The 20,990-nt window shown below is 46.1% G+C and carries 21 protein-coding genes; 2 read left to right on the top strand and 19 right to left on the bottom strand.

All coding sequences use genetic code 11. The features are described from left to right. Positions 1–13 precede the first annotated feature (13 nt). From HY877_00935 to hrcA, 17 genes are all read right to left on the bottom strand, one after another. Positions 14–3,130 (bottom strand): thrombospondin type 3 repeat-containing protein, encoded by a 3,117-nt coding sequence (locus tag HY877_00935; GenBank protein ID MBI5298854.1) that lies wholly within the window; start codon positions 3,128–3,130, stop codon positions 14–16. Between the two features lie 46 nt (positions 3,131–3,176). Further along, entirely contained in the window at positions 3,177–4,580 is a 1,404-nt protein-coding gene (gene gltX / locus HY877_00930) for a glutamate--tRNA ligase (GenBank protein ID MBI5298853.1), read from the bottom strand. Positions 4,581–4,710: 130 nt separating this feature from the next. Further along, a complete protein-coding gene (ilvC, locus tag HY877_00925; GenBank protein ID MBI5298852.1) occupies positions 4,711–5,661 on the bottom strand; it encodes a ketol-acid reductoisomerase in 951 nt (316 codons plus the stop codon). Next, on the bottom strand, positions 5,645–6,106 hold the full coding sequence (locus HY877_00920; protein MBI5298851.1) for a nucleotidyltransferase: 462 nt from the start codon (positions 6,104–6,106) through the stop codon (positions 5,645–5,647). The genes ilvC and HY877_00920 overlap by 17 nt, the downstream gene beginning before the upstream one ends. Further along, positions 6,100–6,336: a hypothetical protein gene (locus tag HY877_00915; GenBank protein ID MBI5298850.1), complete on the bottom strand. Its 237-nt coding sequence runs from the start codon at positions 6,334–6,336 to the stop codon at positions 6,100–6,102. The genes HY877_00920 and HY877_00915 overlap by 7 nt, the downstream gene beginning before the upstream one ends. Before the next feature lie 30 nt (positions 6,337–6,366). Then, a complete protein-coding gene (gene rpoD / locus HY877_00910) occupies positions 6,367–8,145 on the bottom strand; it encodes an RNA polymerase sigma factor RpoD (protein MBI5298849.1) in 1,779 nt (592 codons plus the stop codon). 2 nt (positions 8,146–8,147) lie between these two features. Further along, on the bottom strand, positions 8,148–9,896 hold the full coding sequence (locus tag HY877_00905) for a DNA primase (GenBank protein ID MBI5298848.1): 1,749 nt from the start codon (positions 9,894–9,896) through the stop codon (positions 8,148–8,150). Between the two features lie 113 nt (positions 9,897–10,009). Beyond that, on the bottom strand, positions 10,010–10,456 hold the full coding sequence (locus HY877_00900; GenBank protein MBI5298847.1) for a GatB/YqeY domain-containing protein: 447 nt from the start codon (positions 10,454–10,456) through the stop codon (positions 10,010–10,012). 94 nt (positions 10,457–10,550) lie between these two features. Continuing rightward, a complete protein-coding gene (locus HY877_00895) occupies positions 10,551–10,739 on the bottom strand; it encodes a 30S ribosomal protein S21 (GenBank protein MBI5298846.1) in 189 nt (62 codons plus the stop codon). Between the two features lie 211 nt (positions 10,740–10,950). Continuing rightward, the gene (locus tag HY877_00890; GenBank protein MBI5298845.1) at positions 10,951–11,136 is read right to left on the bottom strand and encodes a hypothetical protein; all 186 of its coding nucleotides are present in this window, start codon (positions 11,134–11,136) and stop codon (positions 10,951–10,953) included. Between the two features lie 27 nt (positions 11,137–11,163). Beyond that, complete coding sequence (locus HY877_00885) at positions 11,164–12,246, bottom strand: class I SAM-dependent RNA methyltransferase (protein ID MBI5298844.1); 1,083 nt, start codon at positions 12,244–12,246, stop codon at positions 11,164–11,166. 487 nt (positions 12,247–12,733) lie between these two features. After that, complete coding sequence (locus HY877_00880) at positions 12,734–13,969, bottom strand: HlyC/CorC family transporter (protein ID MBI5298843.1); 1,236 nt, start codon at positions 13,967–13,969, stop codon at positions 12,734–12,736. Then, positions 13,966–14,973: an HlyC/CorC family transporter gene (locus HY877_00875; protein ID MBI5298842.1), complete on the bottom strand. Its 1,008-nt coding sequence runs from the start codon at positions 14,971–14,973 to the stop codon at positions 13,966–13,968. The genes HY877_00880 and HY877_00875 overlap by 4 nt, the downstream gene beginning before the upstream one ends. Then, positions 14,970–15,821, bottom strand: a complete 852-nt coding sequence (locus HY877_00870) for a thiamine-monophosphate kinase (protein MBI5298841.1) — start codon at positions 15,819–15,821, stop codon at positions 14,970–14,972. Before HY877_00870 ends, HY877_00875 begins: the two co-directional genes overlap by 4 nt. Continuing rightward, positions 15,818–17,212, bottom strand: a complete 1,395-nt coding sequence (locus HY877_00865; GenBank protein ID MBI5298840.1) for a penicillin-binding protein activator — start codon at positions 17,210–17,212, stop codon at positions 15,818–15,820. Before HY877_00865 ends, HY877_00870 begins: the two co-directional genes overlap by 4 nt. Position 17,213: 1 nt before the next feature. Beyond that, on the bottom strand, positions 17,214–17,804 hold the full coding sequence (gene grpE, locus HY877_00860) for a nucleotide exchange factor GrpE (protein ID MBI5298839.1): 591 nt from the start codon (positions 17,802–17,804) through the stop codon (positions 17,214–17,216). Positions 17,805–17,807: 3 nt separating this feature from the next. Then, positions 17,808–18,881: a heat-inducible transcription repressor HrcA gene (hrcA, locus tag HY877_00855; GenBank protein MBI5298838.1), complete on the bottom strand. Its 1,074-nt coding sequence runs from the start codon at positions 18,879–18,881 to the stop codon at positions 17,808–17,810. A gap of 105 nt (positions 18,882–18,986) precedes the next feature. Between hrcA and HY877_00850 the strand changes: the two genes are divergently transcribed. Further along, positions 18,987–19,388: a nucleotidyltransferase domain-containing protein gene (locus HY877_00850; protein ID MBI5298837.1), complete on the top strand. Its 402-nt coding sequence runs from the start codon at positions 18,987–18,989 to the stop codon at positions 19,386–19,388. After that, a complete protein-coding gene (locus tag HY877_00845) occupies positions 19,385–19,816 on the top strand; it encodes a DUF86 domain-containing protein (GenBank protein MBI5298836.1) in 432 nt (143 codons plus the stop codon). Before HY877_00850 ends, HY877_00845 begins: the two co-directional genes overlap by 4 nt. 6 nt (positions 19,817–19,822) lie before the next feature. Here HY877_00845 and HY877_00840 read toward each other — a convergent pair whose 3' ends face one another. Next, positions 19,823–20,713, bottom strand: a complete 891-nt coding sequence (locus HY877_00840) for an FAD:protein FMN transferase (protein MBI5298835.1) — start codon at positions 20,711–20,713, stop codon at positions 19,823–19,825. Between the two features lie 7 nt (positions 20,714–20,720). Further along, a partial coding sequence (locus tag HY877_00835; protein ID MBI5298834.1) for a hypothetical protein occupies positions 20,721–20,990 on the bottom strand: 270 nt, incomplete at its 5' end.

Here is a 20,990-nt window from a genome sequence, read left to right as displayed (position 1 = left end):
TTTGAGATTTGTCTCACCCACTTGCTTCGACTGTTGAACCACTGGGAGTGTTGGGACATGTGTCTCTTTCATCCATCACATGATCGTTGTCGGAATCTATTTGAGATAAGGCGCAACCATGGGCATCGACTGGGAATCCGGTGGGAGTATTCGCACATGTGTCTCTGTCATCATTTACACCATCGTAATCAGAATCTTTTTGAGAGGGTGCACAACCATTGGCATCGACTGTGGAACCAGTGGGAGTGTTGGGACATGTGTCTCTATCATCCATCACATGATCGTTGTCGGAATCTATTTGAGATAAGGCGCAACCACTGGCATTGACTGTGGAACCAGTGGGAGTGTTGGGACATGTGTCTCTATCATCCATCACATGATCGTTGTCGGAATCTATTTGAGATAAGGCGCAACCACTGGCATTGACTGTGGCTCCGGCGGGAGTGCTGGGACATAAGTCTCTATCGTCCATCACACCGTCATTGTCATCGTCCGGATCACATAAATCTCCGAGTCCATCATTGTCAGAATCTTTTTGATCCGCATTGGCCACGTAACGGCAGTTGTCCACTTCATTTAAAATGCCATCACCGTCAATGTCGGGATTGCAAGCATCACCCAGAGTTGCACCGCTAAAGGAAATTTTCTGATCGGCATTCGGAACCGTTGGGCAATTGTCGTTGCCGTTTGGAACTCCATCGCCGTCCATATCCGGATCGCAGGCATCGCCCAGACCGTTGCGGTTTATGTCGCTCTGGTTCGGATTTGGAACGGTAGGACAATTGTCATAATCATTTGGAATACCATCGCCATCTTTATCTGGATCGCAGGCATCGCCCACATCATTATGGTCTATGTCACTTTGATATGGATTAAAAACTGAAGGACAATTATCGCGTTCATTTGGAAAACCATCGCCATCTTTATCATTATCACAGACATCGCCTTTGCCGTCTCCATCCAGATCAGCCTGATCCGGATTGGAAATTTCAGGACAATTGTCGCGTTCATTTGGAACGCCATCGCCGTCAATATCGGTGTCACACATATCACCGATATCGTTGTGACTCCTATCCCGCTGATCCGGATTGGGTGTTGAAACGCAAGTGTCATAGCAACAGTTTGTAGTGGAACTTGTTGTTGAACAAGCTGTTGCGGGTGCGTTTAAATCTCCACATGTTTCCCTGCCCGCTATTGCCACAGGAAGACCGTTCGGACCGAGCACCAGTTTGCCATCTAGGCCAACTTTTTTGTCTGGTACGCCATCTCCATCCACATCGGGATTGCAAGCATCACCCAAAGTCATACCGGTAAAGGAAATTTTTTGATCGGCATTCGGAATCGTCGGACAATTGTCGCGATTATTTTCAATGCCATCCCCATCCAAATCTCCGCGCGGACCGTTCTTGTCATTTGCATCACGGCAATTGGGGATTCCGTCCCCGTCATCATCGACATCGATTCCCCCCTCAATTAGCGTGGGTTTGCCGTCGTTGTCATCGTCAGGGTCTAGTGCATCGGGTATGCCATCACCATCTGTGTCTCTTGGATGTTCGAGATCGGTACCCACTTCTTCCTTGTCTTCGAGCCCGTCACCATCTGTATCTTTGCTCAGCGGATTTGTGTGAATTGCCACTTCCCATTCCGTACGAAGTCCGTCGTCGTCATCATCTGTGTCAAAGGCATCGGGAGTGCCGTCGCCATCTGTATCTTTTGGATGGTAAAGGTCCGGCCCAATTTCAACACCGTCATCAAGTCCATCTCTGTCGGTGTCGGGATTAAGATACTGGGTATGAGTAATCATAAGCTCATCCCTTGTGGAAATTCCGTCGCCGTCATCGTCACTATCCCGTGCATTAATAAGCCCATCATTATCCGTATCCGGAGGGACACAACAGCGACCAATTTCTACATCATCATCAATACCATCATCGTCCGAATCTCTTTTATACGGGTCCGTTTTTAGTATGATCTCCAACCCATTTGAGAGACCATCACCATCTGCATCGTACAGCGGGCCATCGATGTCATTTGCGTCAAGATAATTTGGAACACCATCCATATCTGTGTCACCGCCGCCTTCTTCTGCCGTTGGTTTTCCATCGCCGTCGTCATCGTAATCCAGCGCATTGATGATTCCATCTCCGTCTGTATCCAACGGGGATTGGGGATTTAGTCCCCATTCGGCTCCATCCCACAAACCATCCCCATCGGAATCCTGTTCATGAGGATCCGTTCCAAAAAGAAGCTCATCTTTGGTTAAAACCAGGTCATCATCGTCGTCTTCATCCAGCGCATCAATGATGTTATCTCCATCTGTATTTTTGGGGTTATTGATATCCGGGCCAACTTCGATGTTGTCGTTAATGCCGTCGCCATCGGAATCTGCCCTGTAGGGCTTTGTACCAATTTTTTCTTCTACTCCGTTGAGAAGTCCATCGCCATCGGCGTCGGCAAGGGGACCATCAGTATCGTCTCTATCTTGGTAATTAGGAATGCCATCGCCGTCTCGGTCACCGGGTGCTTCTTTGTCATCCTTGATGCCATTGTCGTTTGAATCATCGCACGCGTCGCCTATTCCATCTTTGTCAATATCCCTCTGTTGGGGATTTGGAACCAGTCTGCAATTGTCTTTATCATCTAGGACACCGTCATTATCCAAATCCGATATGGAAGACTCTGCATTACCACCGCAACCCGTACTCCTTGCAGACATGGACTTCAACGCACCGGCAACCATAATGCCCAGCACAACAACTATCGGTGCAATGGCTTGAGCGTCGTTTTCACCGAGCGTTATCCACAACGCAAGATTGACGCCTCTTTCAAAAAGGGAGGAACCTTCACCAGCAATTTCGAAAGCTTTATCGGCAAGGAGGCGGCGAAAATCTGTTTCAGATACAGTTGCCGGAAGTCCTTTCCGAATTTCGCGACAGTAAACTGTATTTATATCATGGAGATGTGGAAGAAGCCTCTCGCGCTTTTTTGCATCGCCCATGACAAAGGCGTCGATAGGGAGTTGTGCGCATCCGGAAAACTGCTGATTGTCTTCCGATAAAGCGTTATCCATCTGAGGGCTAGACCATGCGGCAAGTTCTGGGCCTTGGTTATCTCTTTTGTCTACTTTCATAAGCGACATAGGTATCGGCAAAAACCAAAAATAGTTGCTTGTTTTTTTACGCTGATTTGTGGAGGGCGTGTTCGAAGCGTTTGAGGACTTTTTCTTTTCCCAGAATCGTCATGACTTCGAAAAGGCCCGGGCTGACGCTGGTGCCGGTCAGGGCGGTTCGGGCCGGTTGGGCCAGTTCCACCATTTTTTTTAGCCCCAGTTCTTTCATCACGGTATCAAAGGTTTTTTGGAGGGTTTCTGCATTCCAAGTTGTGAGTTGCTGGAAAGCCATTTGGAGTTTTTGGAGTTTTTGCTTTCCATCGGGGTTAAGCCATTTTTGCACGGCTTTGTCATCCCAGAGGACTTCATCGCGGAAATAAAAAGCGGAAATTTCGGCGAGCTCTTTCAATGTTTTGCCCCGCTCTCTTTCAGAACAGATGGCTTTGGCGGCAAATTCGGAATCATCTACGCGCACGCCCAGCGCTTCAAGATAGGGTTTTGTCCAACCGACCAATTCCATTGGACTCAATTTTTGCATATGCTGGCTGTTGACCCACGTGCATTTTCCAATGTCGAACACCGAGGGTGATTTGCCAACCACCTTCAAATCAAAATGTTCTATCAATTCTTTTTTTGAAAAAATTTCCTGATCTCCGTGAGACCAACCGAGCCGCGCCAAATAATTCAGCATGGCTTCGGGTAAAAAACCCATCGCTTTGTATTCGATGACCGAAACGGCGCCGTGGCGTTTGGATAATTTTTGTTTGTCGGGTCCCAGAATCATCGGCAGATGGGCAAACTGCGGAGTAGGGTAGTCGAAGGCCTCATAAAGTTGGATCTGGCGCGGGGTATTGTTAAGATGATCATCGCCGCGGATGACGTGTGTGATGTTCATGGTTACATCATCAACAACAACGGTGAAATTGTAAGTCGGGGTTCCATCGGTGCGCAAAATAATCATGTCGTCGAGTTCTTCTTTGTTCACCGAAATTTCTCCGCGGCAAATGTCGTTGAAGGTAACGGTTCCTTCCTGCGGTGCTTTGAAGCGAATGCAGTAGGGTCTCTGGTCCGTGGTCCCTTGTCCATGGTCCAGTTCCCGACACGTTCCCTCGTACTTCGGTTTCTTGCCCGCGGCCAGTAAGGCTTTCCTCTTGATGTCGAGTTCTGCGGCGGTGCAATAACAACGATAAGCTTTTCCCTCTTTCAAAAGTTTTTCAACATGTTCGCGGTAAAGATCGATACGTTCCATTTGATGAAAGGGACCTTCATCCCATTCCATCCCCATCCATTCCATTCCCTTCAAAATCGAGTCGGTATATTCCTGTGTGGAGCGTTCTTGATCGGTATCTTCAATGCGCAGAATAAACGTGCCTTTTGCGCGGCGCACAAACAGATAGTTGAACAAGGCAGTGCGAGCACCACCGATGTGGAGATGACCTGTAGGAGAGGGTGCAAAGCGAACGCGAATCATATATTTAGTCTAAAATCGTTAATAATGTCATCCCCGCGAAGGCGGGGATCCAGAACTTGTTAAAAAACCACTCTGTACCACGATACGGGGACTGGATTCCCGCTTTCGCGGGAATGACAATTTAGAGAAATCAATCTACTTTTTTCCCAACTTTTTCAATCAACTCTTTATCCTCTTCGGCCAATCGTTTTTTCATCGTAGGCCAACCGGCGTTTTTTTCTTTTAGTAATTCTTCGGTAAATTTGCCAGAGCAAATTTCGTCGAGCACAACCTTCATGGTGTGGCGCACTTTTTCGTCGATAATGCGCGGGCCTCTTGTGAGGTCGCCGTAGCGGGCGGTTTCACTGATGCGACCTCGCAAGCCTTGAATGCCGTAGCGATAAAGCCCCTCCGCCATTGCACGCAATTCCTTGAGACAGCAGTAGTAGGCGATTTCGGGGTTGTAACCGGCCTGAACCAGTGTGTCAAAACCGGTTTTGATGAGGGTGTTAATGCCGCCGCAAAGAACGGCTTGTTCGGCAAAAAGATCGGTTTCGGTTTCTTCTTTGAAAGTGGAAGGGAAAATGCGGACATTTTTTCCGCCGATCGCTCCCGCGTAATCTTCCACGAGCCGGTAGGCTTTATCGGTGGCGTCTTGTGCCACCGCGGTTAAAATGGGAACCGTTTCTTTTTGCAAATAATTGTAGCGAAGTCCGTCGCCTTGCAAAGAAGGGGCCACGAGCAGACAGTCCATATCCGGGCGCGGTGTGATTTGTTTGAAATGGATGTTGAACCCGTGGGCAAAAATGAGAGAAGCGCCTTCTGGAAAATTCGGCTTCAAATATTTTTCCCAGAATTCAGGTTGGACCGAATCGGGAAGTAGCATTACGGCGATGGTCGTTTGGCGTGCGGCTTCTACGGGGTCTGTAAAAACGGTGATTTTTTCCGCTTGGGCTTCCGGAATTCGTTTACTTTCGGGACGCAAAAAAACCCGCACCTTCCATCCGCTGTCGCGTGCATTGAGTGCTTGGGTTTTTCCCTGAGATCCGAAACCAAAAATGGTGAGTTGTTGTGACAATAAGTTGCTATTTTTGTCTTTCAAGGAACTCCTTTTTACCTCTCAAAAAAAGATAATCGCGTTGGTCTCTGTCACGGACTCCCTTTTTTAGTTCAATCATGGTGTCCAGATCGGCAACGGGAATAATAACTTCTTCAATGGTTTCCGGAACAAATTTCGCGTTGGCGTAGGTGATATCTCCCACTTTGGCCATCAAATCGACAACCAGATTTTCTCCGGACATGCGAACCACGACATTGTTGATGACATCATCGGTAGTCAATTCATGACAGGCTTCCGGCAACACATCTTTCAAAGCCCCTTTGAGTTTGTTGATATTGGTTTCAGAAGGATCTATCAGTAGATCGATGTCTTTGGTTGTTCTTTCGTAGCCGTGCAAAAAAATCGCGAATCCGCCGATGATTCCGTACTCAACGCCAGCCTGATTGAGGCGTTTACAGATTTCGGTGAGGGTTTTGAGTGTTAGCATGAGTTGGCTTTTTCAGCGGCATAACGAATATATTGTTCCAAGTCGTATGCGTCCGCTTCTTCAAAGGTACGAAAACGATAAACACCCGGTTTGTAGGGAGGGGAGGTAAGACGGGATAATTCTTCCAAGAAAACACTAGCCTTTTCTTTGTCAAGAGGCTGGCTGTAACAGTCTTTCAAAGATTGCTGAGTGGCTTCTTCAAAGGTTTTGAACTTTTTGAGTGCAGACATAAATTCACTATAAAAATAACATATCCTTTTTCACCAATCCACAAAACTCTTTAATTTTTTGGCACGGCTTGGGTGACGGAGTTTGCGAAGCGCCTTCGCTTCGATTTGGCGGATACGTTCGCGCGTCACGGAAAAATCTTTTCCGACCTCTTCCAAAGTATGATCGGAGCGCTCTCCAATTCCAAACCGCATTCTCAACACCTTTTCTTCGCGCGGCGTTAATGTCGCCAGCACACGACGTGTCTGATCCGCGAGGCTGACGTGTGTGACTGCTTCATCGGGTGGCGTGATGGTTTTGTCTTCGATAAAATCTCCGAGATGAGAATCTTCTTCTTCGCCAATCGGTGTTTCAAGAGAGATGGGTTCTTTGGCGATGCGCAAAACTTTGCGGACTTTTTCCAGCGGCAATTCCATTTTGATGGCGATTTCTTCCGGTCTCGGTTCGCGTCCCAATTCTTGCACAAGGTATCGCGAAGTTCTCACGAGCTTGTTGATCGTTTCGATCATGTGCACGGGAATACGGATGGTGCGCGCCTGATCAGCAATAGCGCGGGTGATGGCCTGCCGGATCCACCATGTGGCGTAAGTCGAAAATTTGTAACCCCTGCGGTATTCAAACTTGTCGACCGCTTTCATGAGTCCGATATTTCCTTCCTGAATCAAATCCAAAAATTGCAAACCGCGGTTGGTATATTTTTTCGCAATCGAAACAACGAGGCGAAGATTGGCTTCCACCAATTCATTTTTTGCTTTTTCGGCAAAGTCCTGTGCGTTTTTGATGTCGTTATATGTTTTTCGCAATTCTTCGATAGTTTGGCCGACTTCTCTCTGCATTCTGCTGATTTCACGCTCCGCTTTTTGGAAATCTTCGGCAATTTTGTCGAGTTCAGAGGCTTTCAAATCCGTTTCCTTCATCAACTTACGTTTTTGATAATCGGTTCTTTTATATTTTTGAATTGTCTCTTTGAGTTGGTCCTCGGGAACGTGCAACTTGCGGTGACAATTTTTCAGAATTCTTTCATTGTCATGAATCGCTCTGATGGTGCTGTAGGTGTATTCGATAATGGCTTGGACCGCTTTCTGGTTCAGGTTCATTTCACGCACGGTCTCAAGCATTTCCTGATAAATTTGAGCCGCTTTTTGTTTTGCGCTTTCTTTGCTGGCTTCCTTTAGACGGGCATTTTGAATTTGTGAAACAAACGGGGACGCCTTTTTATTCAATGCCTTGATCTTCGACATCAGTTTGAGAATTTTGGCGCGACAACCATCTTCGTCAAAACCTTCTCCCTCTTCGGTGTCAAAATCATCGACATCTTTAACGAGATCTGAAAGACGAATTTTTTGTTTGGCACACCGCTCGCCCATATCTAGAAGGGCTTTTACGCCGATGGGGGAGGAGAGGATGATCGTCAAAATTTTGTTTTCGCCCTCTTCAATGCGCTTGGCGATTTCAACTTCCCCTTCGCGAGTGAGCAGAGCCACCTGTCCCATTTTTCTCAGATACATGCGGACCGGATCGGTGGTTCTTAAAGCGGTGGCTTCTTCTTCAACCTGAGCTTCAGCTTCTTTCTCTTCTTCTTTGGCGATTTTTGTTTCGGTTTTTTGCTTGAGTTGTTGACCGGTCTCTTCGCTGTCGACAATTTCAATGTCAAGATCGTCGAACATGGAGAGCATGGTATCAAGCTGGTCTGAGGAAACGACATCGGATGGAAGCGCGTCGTTGACCTCTTCGTAGGTCAAAAAGCCCTTCTCCTTGCCTCGGTCGATAAGTCGTTGTACCTCTTTTACTTCCGGTTCGGGTTTGCCCATAATTAAACACCTCTTTTTGTTCCAATTAATTTTGTTTTTTCGGTCAAAAGTTTTTTAAGATTTGCCTCGTCTCCCTGTGATTCGGCTGTTTTAATTTCCTGATTGAGTTGTGACAGTTGTAAGCCTAAATTTTTATTTTTAATTTTGGACAGGCAATCTGTAACGGCCCTTTCCCAAATTGTTTCTCCATCTTCACGCAAAGCCATTTCGCGAATCCATCCCGACAACACAGCGTCCATGTCTTGGGGAAGGGTTGAAATGGAAACATCCCCGTCTTCTTTGTATTGCTGGAACAAGGTTTCCGCTGTTTTTTTCAAACGGGAGTCGGTAAAAATATCTCCGGCGTTTTGAATCATTTTCAACACCTTTGGTTTTAAAACCATCGCGGCAATCAACAGTTTTTCTTCTTCGGGATATTGCATTGCCGGTTTTTCTTTGGGTCCATGGTCCATGGTCCATGGTCTTTGGCCCTTCTTCAGGTTCGGCAACGCCACGCCCAACTTTTCTCCAATCTGTTTTTTGTAAATATTTTGTTCCAACGGATTGGCGACTTTCTCTAGCATAGGTCTGATTTTTTCCCAAGCATGGACTTGGGCCGCCGTCCCTTTTCCGGCCTCTCTAAAAGTGCATTCCATGAAATATTCAAACAGGGTTAATGCCCTTTGTTTTAGAGGATCCCATCCCGTTTTTCCTTCCTTGCGAACGAAGCTGTCGGGGTCTTCCCCGGTGGGGAGAGTCAAAACTTTGGGAGTTAATCCCAAATCCAAAAAGACGGGAAGGGCGCGAAACGCCGACTGCTGGCCGGCTTTGTCCCCATCAAACGCAATAATAAAATTTCGAGTATAACGCATTAAAAGTTCCAAATGTTCTTTGGTCAGTGCTGTTCCAAGAGGCGCGACCACATTTTCAACGCCCGCTTGTCTGAGGGCGATCAAATCCAAATTTCCCTCAACCACAATCACTTCATCCTGTGTTCGGATGGCATCTTTTGCCCAATAGAGTCCGAAGAGGCTCCGCGATTTATTATAAATGAGGGAGTCGGAAGAATTGAGATACTTTGCGCCCTCTGTAGTTCCCAGCATGCGGCCGCTAAAGCCGATCACCTTTCCCTGAATGTCTAATATTGGAAACATGAGTCGCTCCCTAAAAAAATCGTAGTAACCGCCCTCTTTTTCCCTCTCCTTAATAAGGCCTAATTCCAGAGCCAATTTCAGAGGGGCTTTTGCCTCTTTAAAAAGGGTGACTAACGATTCCCATTCCTTATCGGCATAACCCAAAAAATGTTGCTTGGCTGTCTCAAGATTTATTCCCCTCGACTGAAGATAGTCTCTAACACCCTTGCCAAGAGTTGGGTCCTTGAGGGTTTGAAGGAAGTGTTTTTGGGCGATTTCATTGACCCGAAACCCCCATGCCTTACGCCGGGCCCATTCTTCATTGGCTTCGGAATCTTCTTTCTTCAATAAAGTCGGCAACTTAACGCCAGCTTTTTTAGCCAATTCTCCCAGTGCTTCCGGAAAAGTTAAACCATCTATTTTCATGAGAAAGGTGAAGATATCCCCTCCAACGGCGCACCCGAAACAATGAAAGATCTGTTTTTCTTCATTCACCATAAAAGAGGAAGTTTTTTCCTGATGAAAAGGGCAGAGGCCTTTGAAGTTGCGGCCGCTTTTTTTAAGGGGGACCCTTTCTCCGACGAGGGAAACAATCGAGAGGCGTCTGCGTATTTCTTCCAAGAGTTCTTTGGAAGCCATAATTTTTTGGAAAACCAAAAACCAAAAGTTAAAAATCAAAAACACATATTAAAAGTCAAAAATTTTTGATTTTCGGTTTGTGTTTTTTATTTCTGGTCTTTAATCTTTAATTTTTACTGCACCAGTTTTTTTAAAACCAAAATGTTTACAATCTTGCCGTCGGCGCGGCCCGCCACTTTGGGCATGACCGCTTTCATGACTTTGCCGACATCGGAAGAAGCTTTGGCTCCAACTTCTGCGATGGCGGCTTCAATAATTTTGGTTAGCTCTGCTTCATCCATTTGTTTGGGAAGATACGTTTCAATAAAGGCCAATTCTTCTTCTTCCTTCTGAACGAGGTCGGGACGATTTCCTTTTTTAAACATTTCAATGGATTCCCGCCGTTGTTTGGCCAGCGTGGTCAAGATGCCGATCACCTGTGTGTCATTGAGTTCGGCGCGCAAATCAATTTCCTTGTTTTTGACGGCGGCTTTGACCATGCGCAAGCAGGAAACCTTGAGAGACGCTCTGTCTCTCAAGGCCTGCTTCAAATCCTCTTCCATTTTTTGTTTTAAGGACATAATGCTCCAACGTCACTCCGGCGGAAGCCGGAGTCCAGTTCTGGATCCCGACTGGAGCCTGCCCCGTACTACGATACGGGGTCGGGATGACGGTTTAATATCTGCTTTTACGTGTTGCTCTTTTATGGGCCTGAATCGATTTCCGTTTGGCTTTCAAAGAGGGCTTTTCAAAATATTCCCGCTTTTTGAGTTCCGTAAGGATACCTGATTTTTCGCACTGCTTTTTGAAACGGCGGAGCGCCCCTTCAAAACTTTCACCTTCCTTCAAAATAATTCCCGGCATAATTTAAATCACCTCCTAAAAAAGTCGCTACAACTAATGGATTTTTAATAAAGAAGTCAAATGAAAAGGTAAAATAAAAATGGGCCTATTTTTTTGATTTTGTCCTGATTTCCAAAAGGGCTTCCAGCTCATCCAAGACAAGCAGATTTTTTTTGCGACCCGCTGATTTTTTGGAGCGGATCAGATCCGGCAACGAAACAATAATGAATTATCATTGCGGGTGACGGCGGGTTTTGTTTTTGACTGTTTTTCTGGCTTCTTCCACGAGTGCCAGCATTTGCTGATGATGTAGAATGCGTTCTGTGGGCGACCGGTGAAGATTTTCCCAAAGAATGGTAAGATCAACTCCGCTGGATCTGTAATATGATTCGTTGATTTTTTTGAAAGATGTAATCACAGCTAAAAACTAACAAATCCCGTTTTTTCAGGCAACAAATTTCTGTCTGATCCAGCTTAAGCATTCTATGTGATAACTCATGGGGAACATGTCGATGGGTTGGGATTGGACGAGTTCGTAACCTGCGAAGTCTTTCAGGTATTTGATATCGCGGGCGAGGGTTGCCGGATTACACGAAATATAAAGGATGTTTGTGGGGTTGGTTTTTAGAACTCCCTCCACAACTCCGGAAGCGCCGTCTCTTGGGGGGTCCAATACCAGAAGATCAACCGGAGTTTCTTTGGGAAGTTGTGCGTAATAGCGAACGGCATCGGAGCAGATAAATTGGACGTTCTCCTTCTTTAATGTTTTGACGGCGTGTTCGATGCAGTTGCGGTCTGAATCAACCGCGGCGATTTTTTTTGCCAGCGGAATCAGAATTTCGGTGAAATTACCGCCACCGCAGAAAAGTTCGATGATGTTTTCATGGGGGAGGGGTTTTGCCCATTCCAACAATAATTTTTTTAAGTTTTCATTCTGTAAAGGATTGACCTGTGTGAAACCTAACTGCGTGGTACTTTTTAATTCGTAATCCCTCTTGGTCCATGGTCCATGGTCCATAGTCCTTCCCCGGATCTCTTTTAGTTGTAAGTTGAGATCTTCATCCGAAATTTTGCAGTTTTCAATATCGACAACCCGATGCGTGTTGGCTTCAAAAAATCCAACCGCTCCCCGTTCATTGCTGTGCAACGTGATGCGCGAGCGCCAGTTCCAGATTTTTGGAGCAGGGATGGTTGATAATACTTTTGGGTTTTCAACTTTTCCTGTGCGTATCAGGGTTTCTTCCAAAATTTTTTGTTTCCACACTAATTGTGTTTCATAATTTATGTGTTGCCACTGGCAACCGCCGCACTTCCCAAAATAGGGGCAGGGGGGGGCGATGCGATCCGGTGCGGGCTCCAGCACCTCCAACAACTCCGCTTCCAGAAATTGTGAGTGATGCCTTTCAATGTGCACTTTGACTTTTTCTCCGGGAAGTACAAACGGAACAAAGACCGGTTTGCGATCCAGATAGCCTAAGCCTTTCCCGCCATAAACCAATCTTTCAATTGTGACTATTGTAGTTTTCATTTTTTAAATCAAAAATTAAAAATCAAAAACCAAAATCACAAATTAAAATCCAAAAATGAAGAATTTTTTATTTTTAGTACACTATTTGTAGGGGCTTGCGTCGCCCCCTCCACCGGCAAAGCCGGCGGAGCCTCCCCCTCACGTTCGCTTTGCTCACTCGGTAGATTCCACTCCAGCAAGCCCGCAGAGTACCATGCGCTTGTGCATGGGTGAATGCTTCCTTTTTTCGCGCAAAGCGCGTTTTCAAAAGTGCCACGGGCTTGCCCGTGGGAATCTACTCATTTATTTTGTCATTCCTGCGAAGCTTGTCCCTGCAGGCAGTAGGCAGGGAGCAGGAATCCAACTTATGACCCACTGGATTCCGGATCCCAGCTTACAACCGCTGGGACAAGTATTTTTGCATTCGCAAAAATTCCGGAATGACGACTTATTAAATGGATGGTGTATTAGTATGCATTTTTGATTTTTGATATTTAATTTTTGGTTTTTAAAACAGGCGTATCTCTACCTCTTGAATGGCGCGCTCGTTTGCACGGTGAATGATAAATTCGAGTTTGCCAAAACGGTAGATGGCACCGCTTTTTGCGATGGTTCCCATTTGGTGAATCAAAAATCCCGCGATTGTTTCATAATCGCCCAAAGGAATATCGAGTTTTAATTTTTCATTTGCCTCCGAAATGCCGAGACGGCCGCTTGCAAGATAACGTCCCTTGCCGATGCGATAATAGGAAGGGGGTTGGTAATCGTATTCATCCTGAATTTCTCCGACGATTTCTTCAAAGACATCCTCGTTCGTTAAAATTCCGCTGGCGCCGCCAAATTCATCGACCACAATCACCATCGGTTCCCCCGTTTTTTTCATGGTGATGAAGAGCTCATCAAGCGGCATGCCCTCTGGTACATAGTGTGCGGGACGCATCAGATCTTTGACCGGAGTTTCCGGTTCTGACAACAGTAGATCGGCGTTGGTAAGAATGCCCACGATATTGACGATGCGTTCCTGATAAATAGGGAGGCGCGAATGACCTTCTTCTTCAAAAGCTTTGCACGCCTCTTCGTGCGAGATATCAAGACTCAGCGCCTCCACGTCCACGAGCGGGGTCATGATATTGGCCACCCGTTTGTCGGCCAGTTCAAAAATGCTGGAGATCATGCTTCGGCGCGCGGTGGTTTCTTTTGTTTCATTGAGATTTTTTTCGCCCTCTTCCAGAAGCATTTCGAGTTCATCGCGTGTGACAGGCAATTCCTTCCCGACCCGTTGACTGACGCGTCTAAGCAGAATGCCCGTCAGTCGGGATAATATAAAAACAATCGGTGAAAGGATCCAGCCAAACATTTGCAAAGGAAATGCAACGCGCAAGACAATGGTGTTGGCGTAGTGTTGATAAAGACTTTTGGGAACGATCTCTCCGAAAATCAAAGTCATAGGTGCCAGCAGAAGCGCCAAGCTTTCATAAGAAGTGCCCCAATGTTGCACAATATAATAGGTGGTGCAGACCGAAGCGGTAACAACCGACAGGTTGGTTCCCAAAAGGGTTGTTGAAAAAAAACGTCTCGGGTTTGCCAGAAAAGCGAGAATAATTTTTGCCCGATTGGAACCTTGGCGGGCGCGGGAACGAAGCATCAGCTTGTCGCAATGAACCACTGCCATCTCCGTGCCGGAGAAAAAACCTTCCGCCATAAGACATAAAAAAAGAATCGGAAAAAGAAGGACGAGTGTCATTCTTCCACCTCCCCGAAAAGTTCTTGCAGGGCGTCATGGATGGTAATCACACCAAGCGGTCTGTTTTTTTCATCCACGGCGATTGCCATATGGATTTTGGTTTGGCGGAATTCCTGAAGAAGATCTTCGAGCCGTTTTTTGTGCGAAACAAAAAGAGGGGGACGTAAAATGTCGCGAATAGAGAGACTGTTGTCTTTTTTCCAGCGTCGATCAAACGAGAAAAGATCTTTGACGTACAGAAGTCCGATTATTTTTTCGGAGCTTCCTTCATAAATCGGGATGCGCGAAAAATGGGTTTCACGAATTTGCTTGAGAAGTTCTTCGTAGGGCATGTCGACGGGAAGGCAAAAGACAAGTCCCATCGGTATCATGATGTTGGAGACAATTTTTTCGCCAAATTCAAAAACTTTGTGGATCATCTCTTTTTCTTCTTCCGCCACCTGTCCGGCGCTGGCACCCAGTTCCACAAGGTATCGGAATTCTTCCTCCACAATGAGAGGTGATTCTTTGCGCAATTCTCCGCCGAATTTCGCGATGATCCACTCGGAGAAGGTGGCCAGAATATGGCGAAGCGGTTTTAAAATGACGTAAAGAGGTTTGAGCAGATAGACCAGAAACGGCGCCAGTGCAGAGGCATGTGTGATGGCAAAATTTTTGGGAATGATTTCGCCAAAAATCAGAACAAGTGTTGTGCCCGCCGCCACCGATACAAAAGCCGAGGTTTCAAAATTTTCGGGTCCCATGATTTTATAGACAACACCCGCAATAAAAATGGAGAGGGCGATGTTGGTCAACTCATTTCCAAACAAAAGAGTTACCAAAATATCCCGCGGTTTCGACAAAAACTGGAGGAGCATTTTTGCCTGCGGTTCTCCCGATTTTTTGAAGTGGGCAAGTTGTGACCGGCTCAAGGAAAAAAGACTCGTTTCCGTCCCTGAAAAAAAAGCGGAAAGCAGGAGCAAAGAAAGAAGAGGCATCAGGTGTGAGAAAAAAGAAAAGATCATTGGTCCGCCACTCTATGTTGAAAACCCTGTTTCGAAAATAAAAGTAATCCCCCTTTTTTGTTAATAACTTCCACGCCGGGTTTGCCCCTTCGCACCTCGCCTACCATATGGTACCTGTTACTATATGGTAAGTTTCCGGTGAAGGCTAAGATGTAATCTTCGCCATTTGTCAGTGCTTCTTTCAAATTTCCTTTGTGCGGGATTTTGTCGGCGCGGAGAATAATTTTTACTTTCGAAGCTTTGGCGATGTGACCCAAATCCTGCAGAAGTCCGTCGCTTACGTCAATGCAACAACGACAACCTCTTTTAAGAATCTGTTGTCCCAACTGAATATGGGGAGTGGGTGTAAAAGATTTTCCCCCCACGGAATCTGAAATATAAACTTTGTCTCCGGGTTTCGCGTTTTTCCGCAACATGGCTTTGCCCTTTGGAGCTTCTCCCCAAACGGTGGTGGTGGCCCCAAAATATTTTGGAGAGCGCGTGATGTTTCCCCCCGCAAGGATGGTGTCAAACTGTTTCAAAACTTTCAGGAAACCCGCATAGAATTTTTTGATGTCTCCAGCGTTCATATTTTTTGGAATTTCCAGATTAACCCACGCAAAACGGGGTGTGCCTCCCATAGCGGCAATATCGCTCAGCGCCGTGGCGGCGGCTTTGTGTCCCCATGTTTGCCACGGCCCCCATTTTTTTTTGAAGTGAATGTTTTCAACAAGATTGTCGCAGGTGATCAAAATATCTTTATAGCCTACGCGGATGACACTGCAATCGTCTCCGATGCCTGTTCGCAACGCGCCTTTCTTGCGCGGAATTCTTTTCGTCAGAAAATTGATGAGCTCCATTTCGGTCATGGATGGCTTACCGTTTGAAAGCGGTTTTCATGGACGGCAATAATATCAAGAGGCCATTTCGAAACGCGCTGTCCGCTCCATGAAAGAGAACCCACCACACCGGGAAAATTTTGGATGGCGAGCAATGTGTTGCGCGTATCGGTAGAGGGATGATTGATGTTGGGCCCAAGTGCATTCAGGAGAAGGCGCGTTGCATCGTAGGCGAAAGCTTCCAGCCAAGCGGGGGAATTGCCGTAGGTTTTTAAAAATGCGTCGGCAAAAAACTTTGTCGCCTCCCGATTGGCGTCGGGATAAAACGACGTATCCATAAAAGCCCCGTCAAGGTTTGCAATTTTCTGGGACAAAAGATTGGGATGATACCAGCGCGAAGGACCAAAAAGTTTCGGTCCCTGAATGCCCGCCATCTCCAATGCCTGTGCAATTTCGGCGACCTCTTTGTAGGAGTCGGGAATAAAAATGCCGACGCGAGCCACGGTTTTTAATTTTAGTTCTTCGATGAGGCTGTTGAAGTCGGCAAGATCGGCGGAATAGCTTTTTGTCGCAATCACTTTACCGGCTCCTGTTTGCATCAGTTCATTCGTAAAAAGAAGTTGGTATTCTTTTCCATAGGGATTGTTGGGATAAAGAAGAATAAATTTTTTCAAACCCTCTTTGGTTGCTTCTTGCACAAGAGCCGACACCTCGTTTTGAGGTTGCAAGGTGTGTTGAAAAATAAAATCACCGGCGTTGGTGACTCCTTCCTGCGGTGCCAGAACAATCATCGGAATTTGCAATGCTTGAGCTTTTGCGGCGGAGCCCGGGGCTTCGGTGGAAAGAAGTGGGCCGATAATCGCGGACACTTTTTCTTTTTCAACGAGATCCTGAACTTCCTGCGCGGCAAGGCTGGGACTTCCTTTTGTATCGCGTACCACGATCTGTGTTTTTGAATTGTTGCTTCCGCACGGATCAAAAAGACCGATGGCGCAGGAAATGCCGTCCAGTACTGCTTCTCCGAAGCGTGCATAGGAACCGCTTAACGGGAGAAGCACGCCGATTTTAACGCCGGCGCTTCCAAGGCGCGTCTGAATTTCCTCAGACATTTTTTTTGCTTCAGGTACCACACTACTTTTGGGATAAACGGTCAAAATACGTTCGAGAGCTGTTGCCACAACGGAGTAATTTCCGGCCCGATAATTTTTCCGGGCTTCCTTAAAAAGTTGTTCGGGATCTTCCCAGACTTTTTGGAGAGAAGAAGGGGGAGGCGTGTGCTGGGAACTTTTGGGCGGTGGAGTTCCACTGGTTCCGCAAGCCGTGAGGGTCAGCAGAAGGACCATAGACAATAGACCATGGACAATAGACCAATTACTTTTTATCGTTGGTCCATAGTCCATGGTCCATAGTCTATGGTCCATTTTAAACATTCTCCTTACGCTTGGCCACTGTTACAAGAGCCGGGCGGAGCAGACGTTCATGCAGATGATAACCTTTGCGATGGCAGGTGACGATGTCTCCATCTTCATGTTCATCGCTTTCCACCTGATTGAGAGCTTCATGTGCGTGGGGATCAAATTTTTCGTCTTCCGTTTTCACTTCTTCGAGATGAAATTTTTTCATGGCGGTCATGAAATGACGGTGCAAAAGTTTTACCCCTTCGGTCAACCCTTGTATTTCCGGCGATTCCGAGGCGGGGAGATGATCCATGAGCCGGTCAAAATCATCCATGACGGGAAGTAGTTCTTTCAGGACATTTTCCAAATTGTATTTAACCCGTTCTTCATGATCTCTGGCGACGCGTTTTTTGTAATTATCAAATTCGGCAACCGCACGCAGAAGTTTGTCATAATTTTGTTTTGCTTCTTCTTCGGCGGTTTGCAATTTATTTTGCAGTTCCACAAGTTCCGGAGGCGTTTCTACCGAAGGTTCTTGCTGGGTTTGCTCTTGCAGTTTCTTTTTTTGAAGTGCTTTTTTTAAATCTTCAACTTTGTTTTTGAATGGATCAGACATAGTTTATTCCGCCTCATTATTTTGCAAAAAATTCGTAACCAGTTTTGCCGTGAAATCAATCATCGGAATCAAACGGGAATAATCCATGCTGGTTGGACCGATGACACCCAATGTCCCCAAAATATCTTTTCCCTGTCCGTAGGTCGCGGTGATGAGACTTAAATTTTTAACCGGCTCGCAGTGACTCTCAGAGCCAATGAAGATGCGGATTCCGGAACTCTCCAGACACGAATCAAGTACTTTCAAAATCTGCCGTTTTTCATCAAGCGAAACCATGAGCTCTTTGACGCGATCCAACGTTGCAAAATGCGGCACGCCCACCAAATGCGCTTCTCCTTCCACAACCAAATCCGGTGGCTGAATGCCGCCCAACAATTCCTGTGAAAGAAGCAGGGACTGCAAAAGAAGTTTGTCATATTCTTTGTGCGCCCGGGAAAGTTCCTGCGCCGCTTTTTCACGTGCGTCTTCCAAGGTGAGTCCCACAAAACGGGCATTGCAGTAGTTGTTGATTTTTTCCAGTTCGCGATAATTAAAATCCTCAGTGACTTCCAGAATTCTGTTTTCCACCATTCCGGTTTGCGAAACAAAAATGCCGAGCAGTCGCCCGCGCGAGAGCGGAAGAAATTCGATGTGCTTGAAAATTGTTTTCCCCCAGCAGGGTGTCAGCACAACGCCTGCATACTTTGAAATTTGAGCGAGTACTTTTCCGGTGTGACGCATCAGGGATGGAATATCCTGTCCCAAAACAGGGTAATGAGATTCAATTTCCGTTTTTTCCTGATCCGAAAGGGACCGGGTCTCCACCAAAGAGTCGACATAATAACGAAGTCCCTTGGTAGTCGGAACCCGTCCTGCGGAGGTGTGGGGTTGCGTGAGATACCCCATTTCTTCCAAGTCGGACATAATATTGCGGATTGTGGCAGGGGAGAGGCATTGCTCAATCCGTTTGGAAAGCTGTCTGGAGCCGACCGCATCAGCGGTGGCGATATAATCGGTGATCAAAAGACTTAAAATTTGACTTGAACGTTCGTTGAGCACTTCACTGTTAAGCTCCTGATTTTTATTTTGTTTTGACATGAATGTGTCGCAAGCTAACAGGGGGGTAAAAAGTTGTCAAGGAACTCCACAGTTCTTGTTCATGGCCTTGCAATAAAACAAGTGCTATGCTAGCGCCAAAACAAAATGAAAAAGAAACTCTCTGAACTTTGTAAAAAATACAAAATCATAGCCTTTTTTCTGTTTGGGTCAGTGGCAACATCAAGGGCTAATAAATTAAGCGATATAGACATTGCCTTCCTTCCGAAGAGAACGCTTACCCACAGACAGGAGGATGCTCTGTTTCTGGAAATATCGGGAAAATTTCATCGGGATGATATGGATTTAGTCAATCTTGCAGAGGCTCCTCTGTCGCTTCAGTATTCCGTTATCAATGGCGGTAAAATCATTACTTGTTTTGACAAAAAACTTCTTTACAATTTTATTGTAAAAACACGCTCGCTTTATCTTGACACCATGGCCATCAGAGAAATTTTTGCCCATTATTTGAAAAAACGCATAAGGACCGGTTTGTTTGGGAGGGGATGATGACACCGCTTGATAAAAATACTGTTTATGGGCACCTGAAAGAAATGGAGGCGTCTCTTGTCTATCTTCATAGCAAGAAAGGCATTGAAGAAAAAAGCTTAATTGCCAATATTGAAGAGCGATTTGCCGTTGAAAGGGCATTTCACTTGGCGATTCAAAACCTCATTGATATCGGCGGTCACATTCTTGCCTCTTTGAATATTAACAATGTGGAAACGTATGCTGATATCCCGGCGCGTTTGGCAGAGGTGGGTATTTTGCCGGATAAGCTTGCGAAAAAACTGGCGAATATGGCGAGATTCAGAAATATCCTTGTTCACGAATACATCAAGGTAGAATCCAGAAAGCTGGTTTCTTTTTTAAAGAATAATCTCAACGATTTTGACGCCTTTGCCCGCGCCATTTTGAAATATTTGAAAAAAATTTAGCGATTTCTACTTAAATTCTGGAATGTTGGTGAGGGTGCCAGTGTTGTCGCCGAAGACGCCGCGGAATTCGGAGTGTCGCAGGAGGAAAATTTTTCCGTCTTCACGTCCCATTGCATAAATGCCCGCGGAGGTGCCCTGTGCTTTGGCGGCGCCTTTCGTAAAAATCGTTACCAATTTTAAATCGGAAGTAACCGCCGATTTTGTTTTGGGATTGATGATGTCTTGCAGTTGTTTGCTACCCAAAGTAGCGGCGGCGGTATCGGTTGAACGGTAGAGAAGGGCGCGTTTGGCGATAGTGTTGGTGGGCGTTAGCACCGGAATTTTCCATGGTTCGCTGATGTCATTTCCATTGGCAACATAAGTTTCATCCACCTTGACCAGTGCGTTTTTCCAGCCGGCGTTGGAAAGGTCTTCTGCAATCAGATCAGCCAGAAAACCGGAAAGAATATAACGCAGATCGATCGTGACATTGTTCTCCTTAATTGTGAGAACGTTGTTTTTTGTGTCGATTTTTAGACTTTTATAATTTCCACTTGGAGAATTGAACGTAATATCAAAAAAACCATCGGTTTGTTTTGAAACAGATTGTGCTGTTTCAATGGCTTTTGCCAACTCGGCACTTAAAGTAAAAGTTCCCGCCGTTTTTTTCTGGTTGATTTGAGAAACTTCGCTGTCGGGGTTGTTGACATTCAATTTGGCAAAGGTTGCTTTTGCGTGGTCGGTCGCCCGATAAAGGGCGTCTTGTACTTGCGATTGCGCGGTCGTGTCTGCCGCGACGTAAATGCGGGCCTTGAGATTGTCGCCGATCACATCTTCCAGATAAAATTGCGTGGGGGATGCGTTTGCCCATTGCGGCGCCAGACAGAGCAGAAGCAAAAATAAAAGTGTTTTTTTCATAAATTCCTCAAGGGTTTTGGAGGAAGTTTCCATTTTGATCAATCAAAACAAAACGAGTTGCTCCCCCATCTTTTAATAATTTTTTTGCATTGGAAAGATTAGTGCCCACAGCGGCGGTTGCGAGACGCTGTGCCTTGCAGGCGCTACCTTCCGTGAAGACCGTTACGGATTTGATGTCAGTTTGCGCGCCGTTTCCGTGTTCAACGGTTGCGGCGGCAACGTTGAGAACTTTGTAATAAAAAGCATGTTGTGCGTTGGCTGTTGTTTTTTCTATCAC

The organism is Deltaproteobacteria bacterium, from assembly GCA_016213065.1.
Lineage (GTDB): Bacteria > UBA10199 > UBA10199 > SPLOWO2-01-44-7 > SPLOWO2-01-44-7 > JACRBV01.
The sequence above is the reverse complement of the archived record's forward strand: the minus strand, read 5'-3'. Positions and strand labels throughout refer to the sequence as shown.

Coding starts and splice junctions, on each gene's coding strand:
- HY877_00935 (MBI5298854.1), bottom strand. CDS start 3,130: ATGAAAGTAGACAAAAGAGATAACCAAGGCCCAGAACTTGCCGCATGG.
- gltX (MBI5298853.1), bottom strand. CDS start 4,580: ATGATTCGCGTTCGCTTTGCACCCTCTCCTACAGGTCATCTCCACATC.
- HY877_00920 (MBI5298851.1), bottom strand. CDS start 6,106: ATGCTAACACTCAAAACCCTCACCGAAATCTGTAAACGCCTCAATCAG.
- HY877_00915 (MBI5298850.1), bottom strand. CDS start 6,336: ATGTCTGCACTCAAAAAGTTCAAAACCTTTGAAGAAGCCACTCAGCAA.
- rpoD (MBI5298849.1), bottom strand. CDS start 8,145: ATGGGCAAACCCGAACCGGAAGTAAAAGAGGTACAACGACTTATCGAC.
- HY877_00905 (MBI5298848.1), bottom strand. CDS start 9,896: ATGGCTTCCAAAGAACTCTTGGAAGAAATACGCAGACGCCTCTCGATT.
- HY877_00900 (MBI5298847.1), bottom strand. CDS start 10,456: ATGTCCTTAAAACAAAAAATGGAAGAGGATTTGAAGCAGGCCTTGAGA.
- HY877_00895 (MBI5298846.1), bottom strand. CDS start 10,739: ATGCCGGGAATTATTTTGAAGGAAGGTGAAAGTTTTGAAGGGGCGCTC.
- HY877_00885 (MBI5298844.1), bottom strand. CDS start 12,246: ATGAAAACTACAATAGTCACAATTGAAAGATTGGTTTATGGCGGGAAA.
- HY877_00880 (MBI5298843.1), bottom strand. CDS start 13,969: ATGACACTCGTCCTTCTTTTTCCGATTCTTTTTTTATGTCTTATGGCG.
- HY877_00875 (MBI5298842.1), bottom strand. CDS start 14,973: ATGATCTTTTCTTTTTTCTCACACCTGATGCCTCTTCTTTCTTTGCTC.
- HY877_00870 (MBI5298841.1), bottom strand. CDS start 15,821: ATGACCGAAATGGAGCTCATCAATTTTCTGACGAAAAGAATTCCGCGC.
- HY877_00865 (MBI5298840.1), bottom strand. CDS start 17,212: ATGGACCATAGACTATGGACCATGGACTATGGACCAACGATAAAAAGT.
- grpE (MBI5298839.1), bottom strand. CDS start 17,804: ATGTCTGATCCATTCAAAAACAAAGTTGAAGATTTAAAAAAAGCACTT.
- hrcA (MBI5298838.1), bottom strand. CDS start 18,881: ATGTCAAAACAAAATAAAAATCAGGAGCTTAACAGTGAAGTGCTCAAC.
- HY877_00850 (MBI5298837.1), top strand. CDS start 18,987: ATGAAAAAGAAACTCTCTGAACTTTGTAAAAAATACAAAATCATAGCC.
- HY877_00845 (MBI5298836.1), top strand. CDS start 19,385: ATGATGACACCGCTTGATAAAAATACTGTTTATGGGCACCTGAAAGAA.
- HY877_00840 (MBI5298835.1), bottom strand. CDS start 20,713: ATGAAAAAAACACTTTTATTTTTGCTTCTGCTCTGTCTGGCGCCGCAA.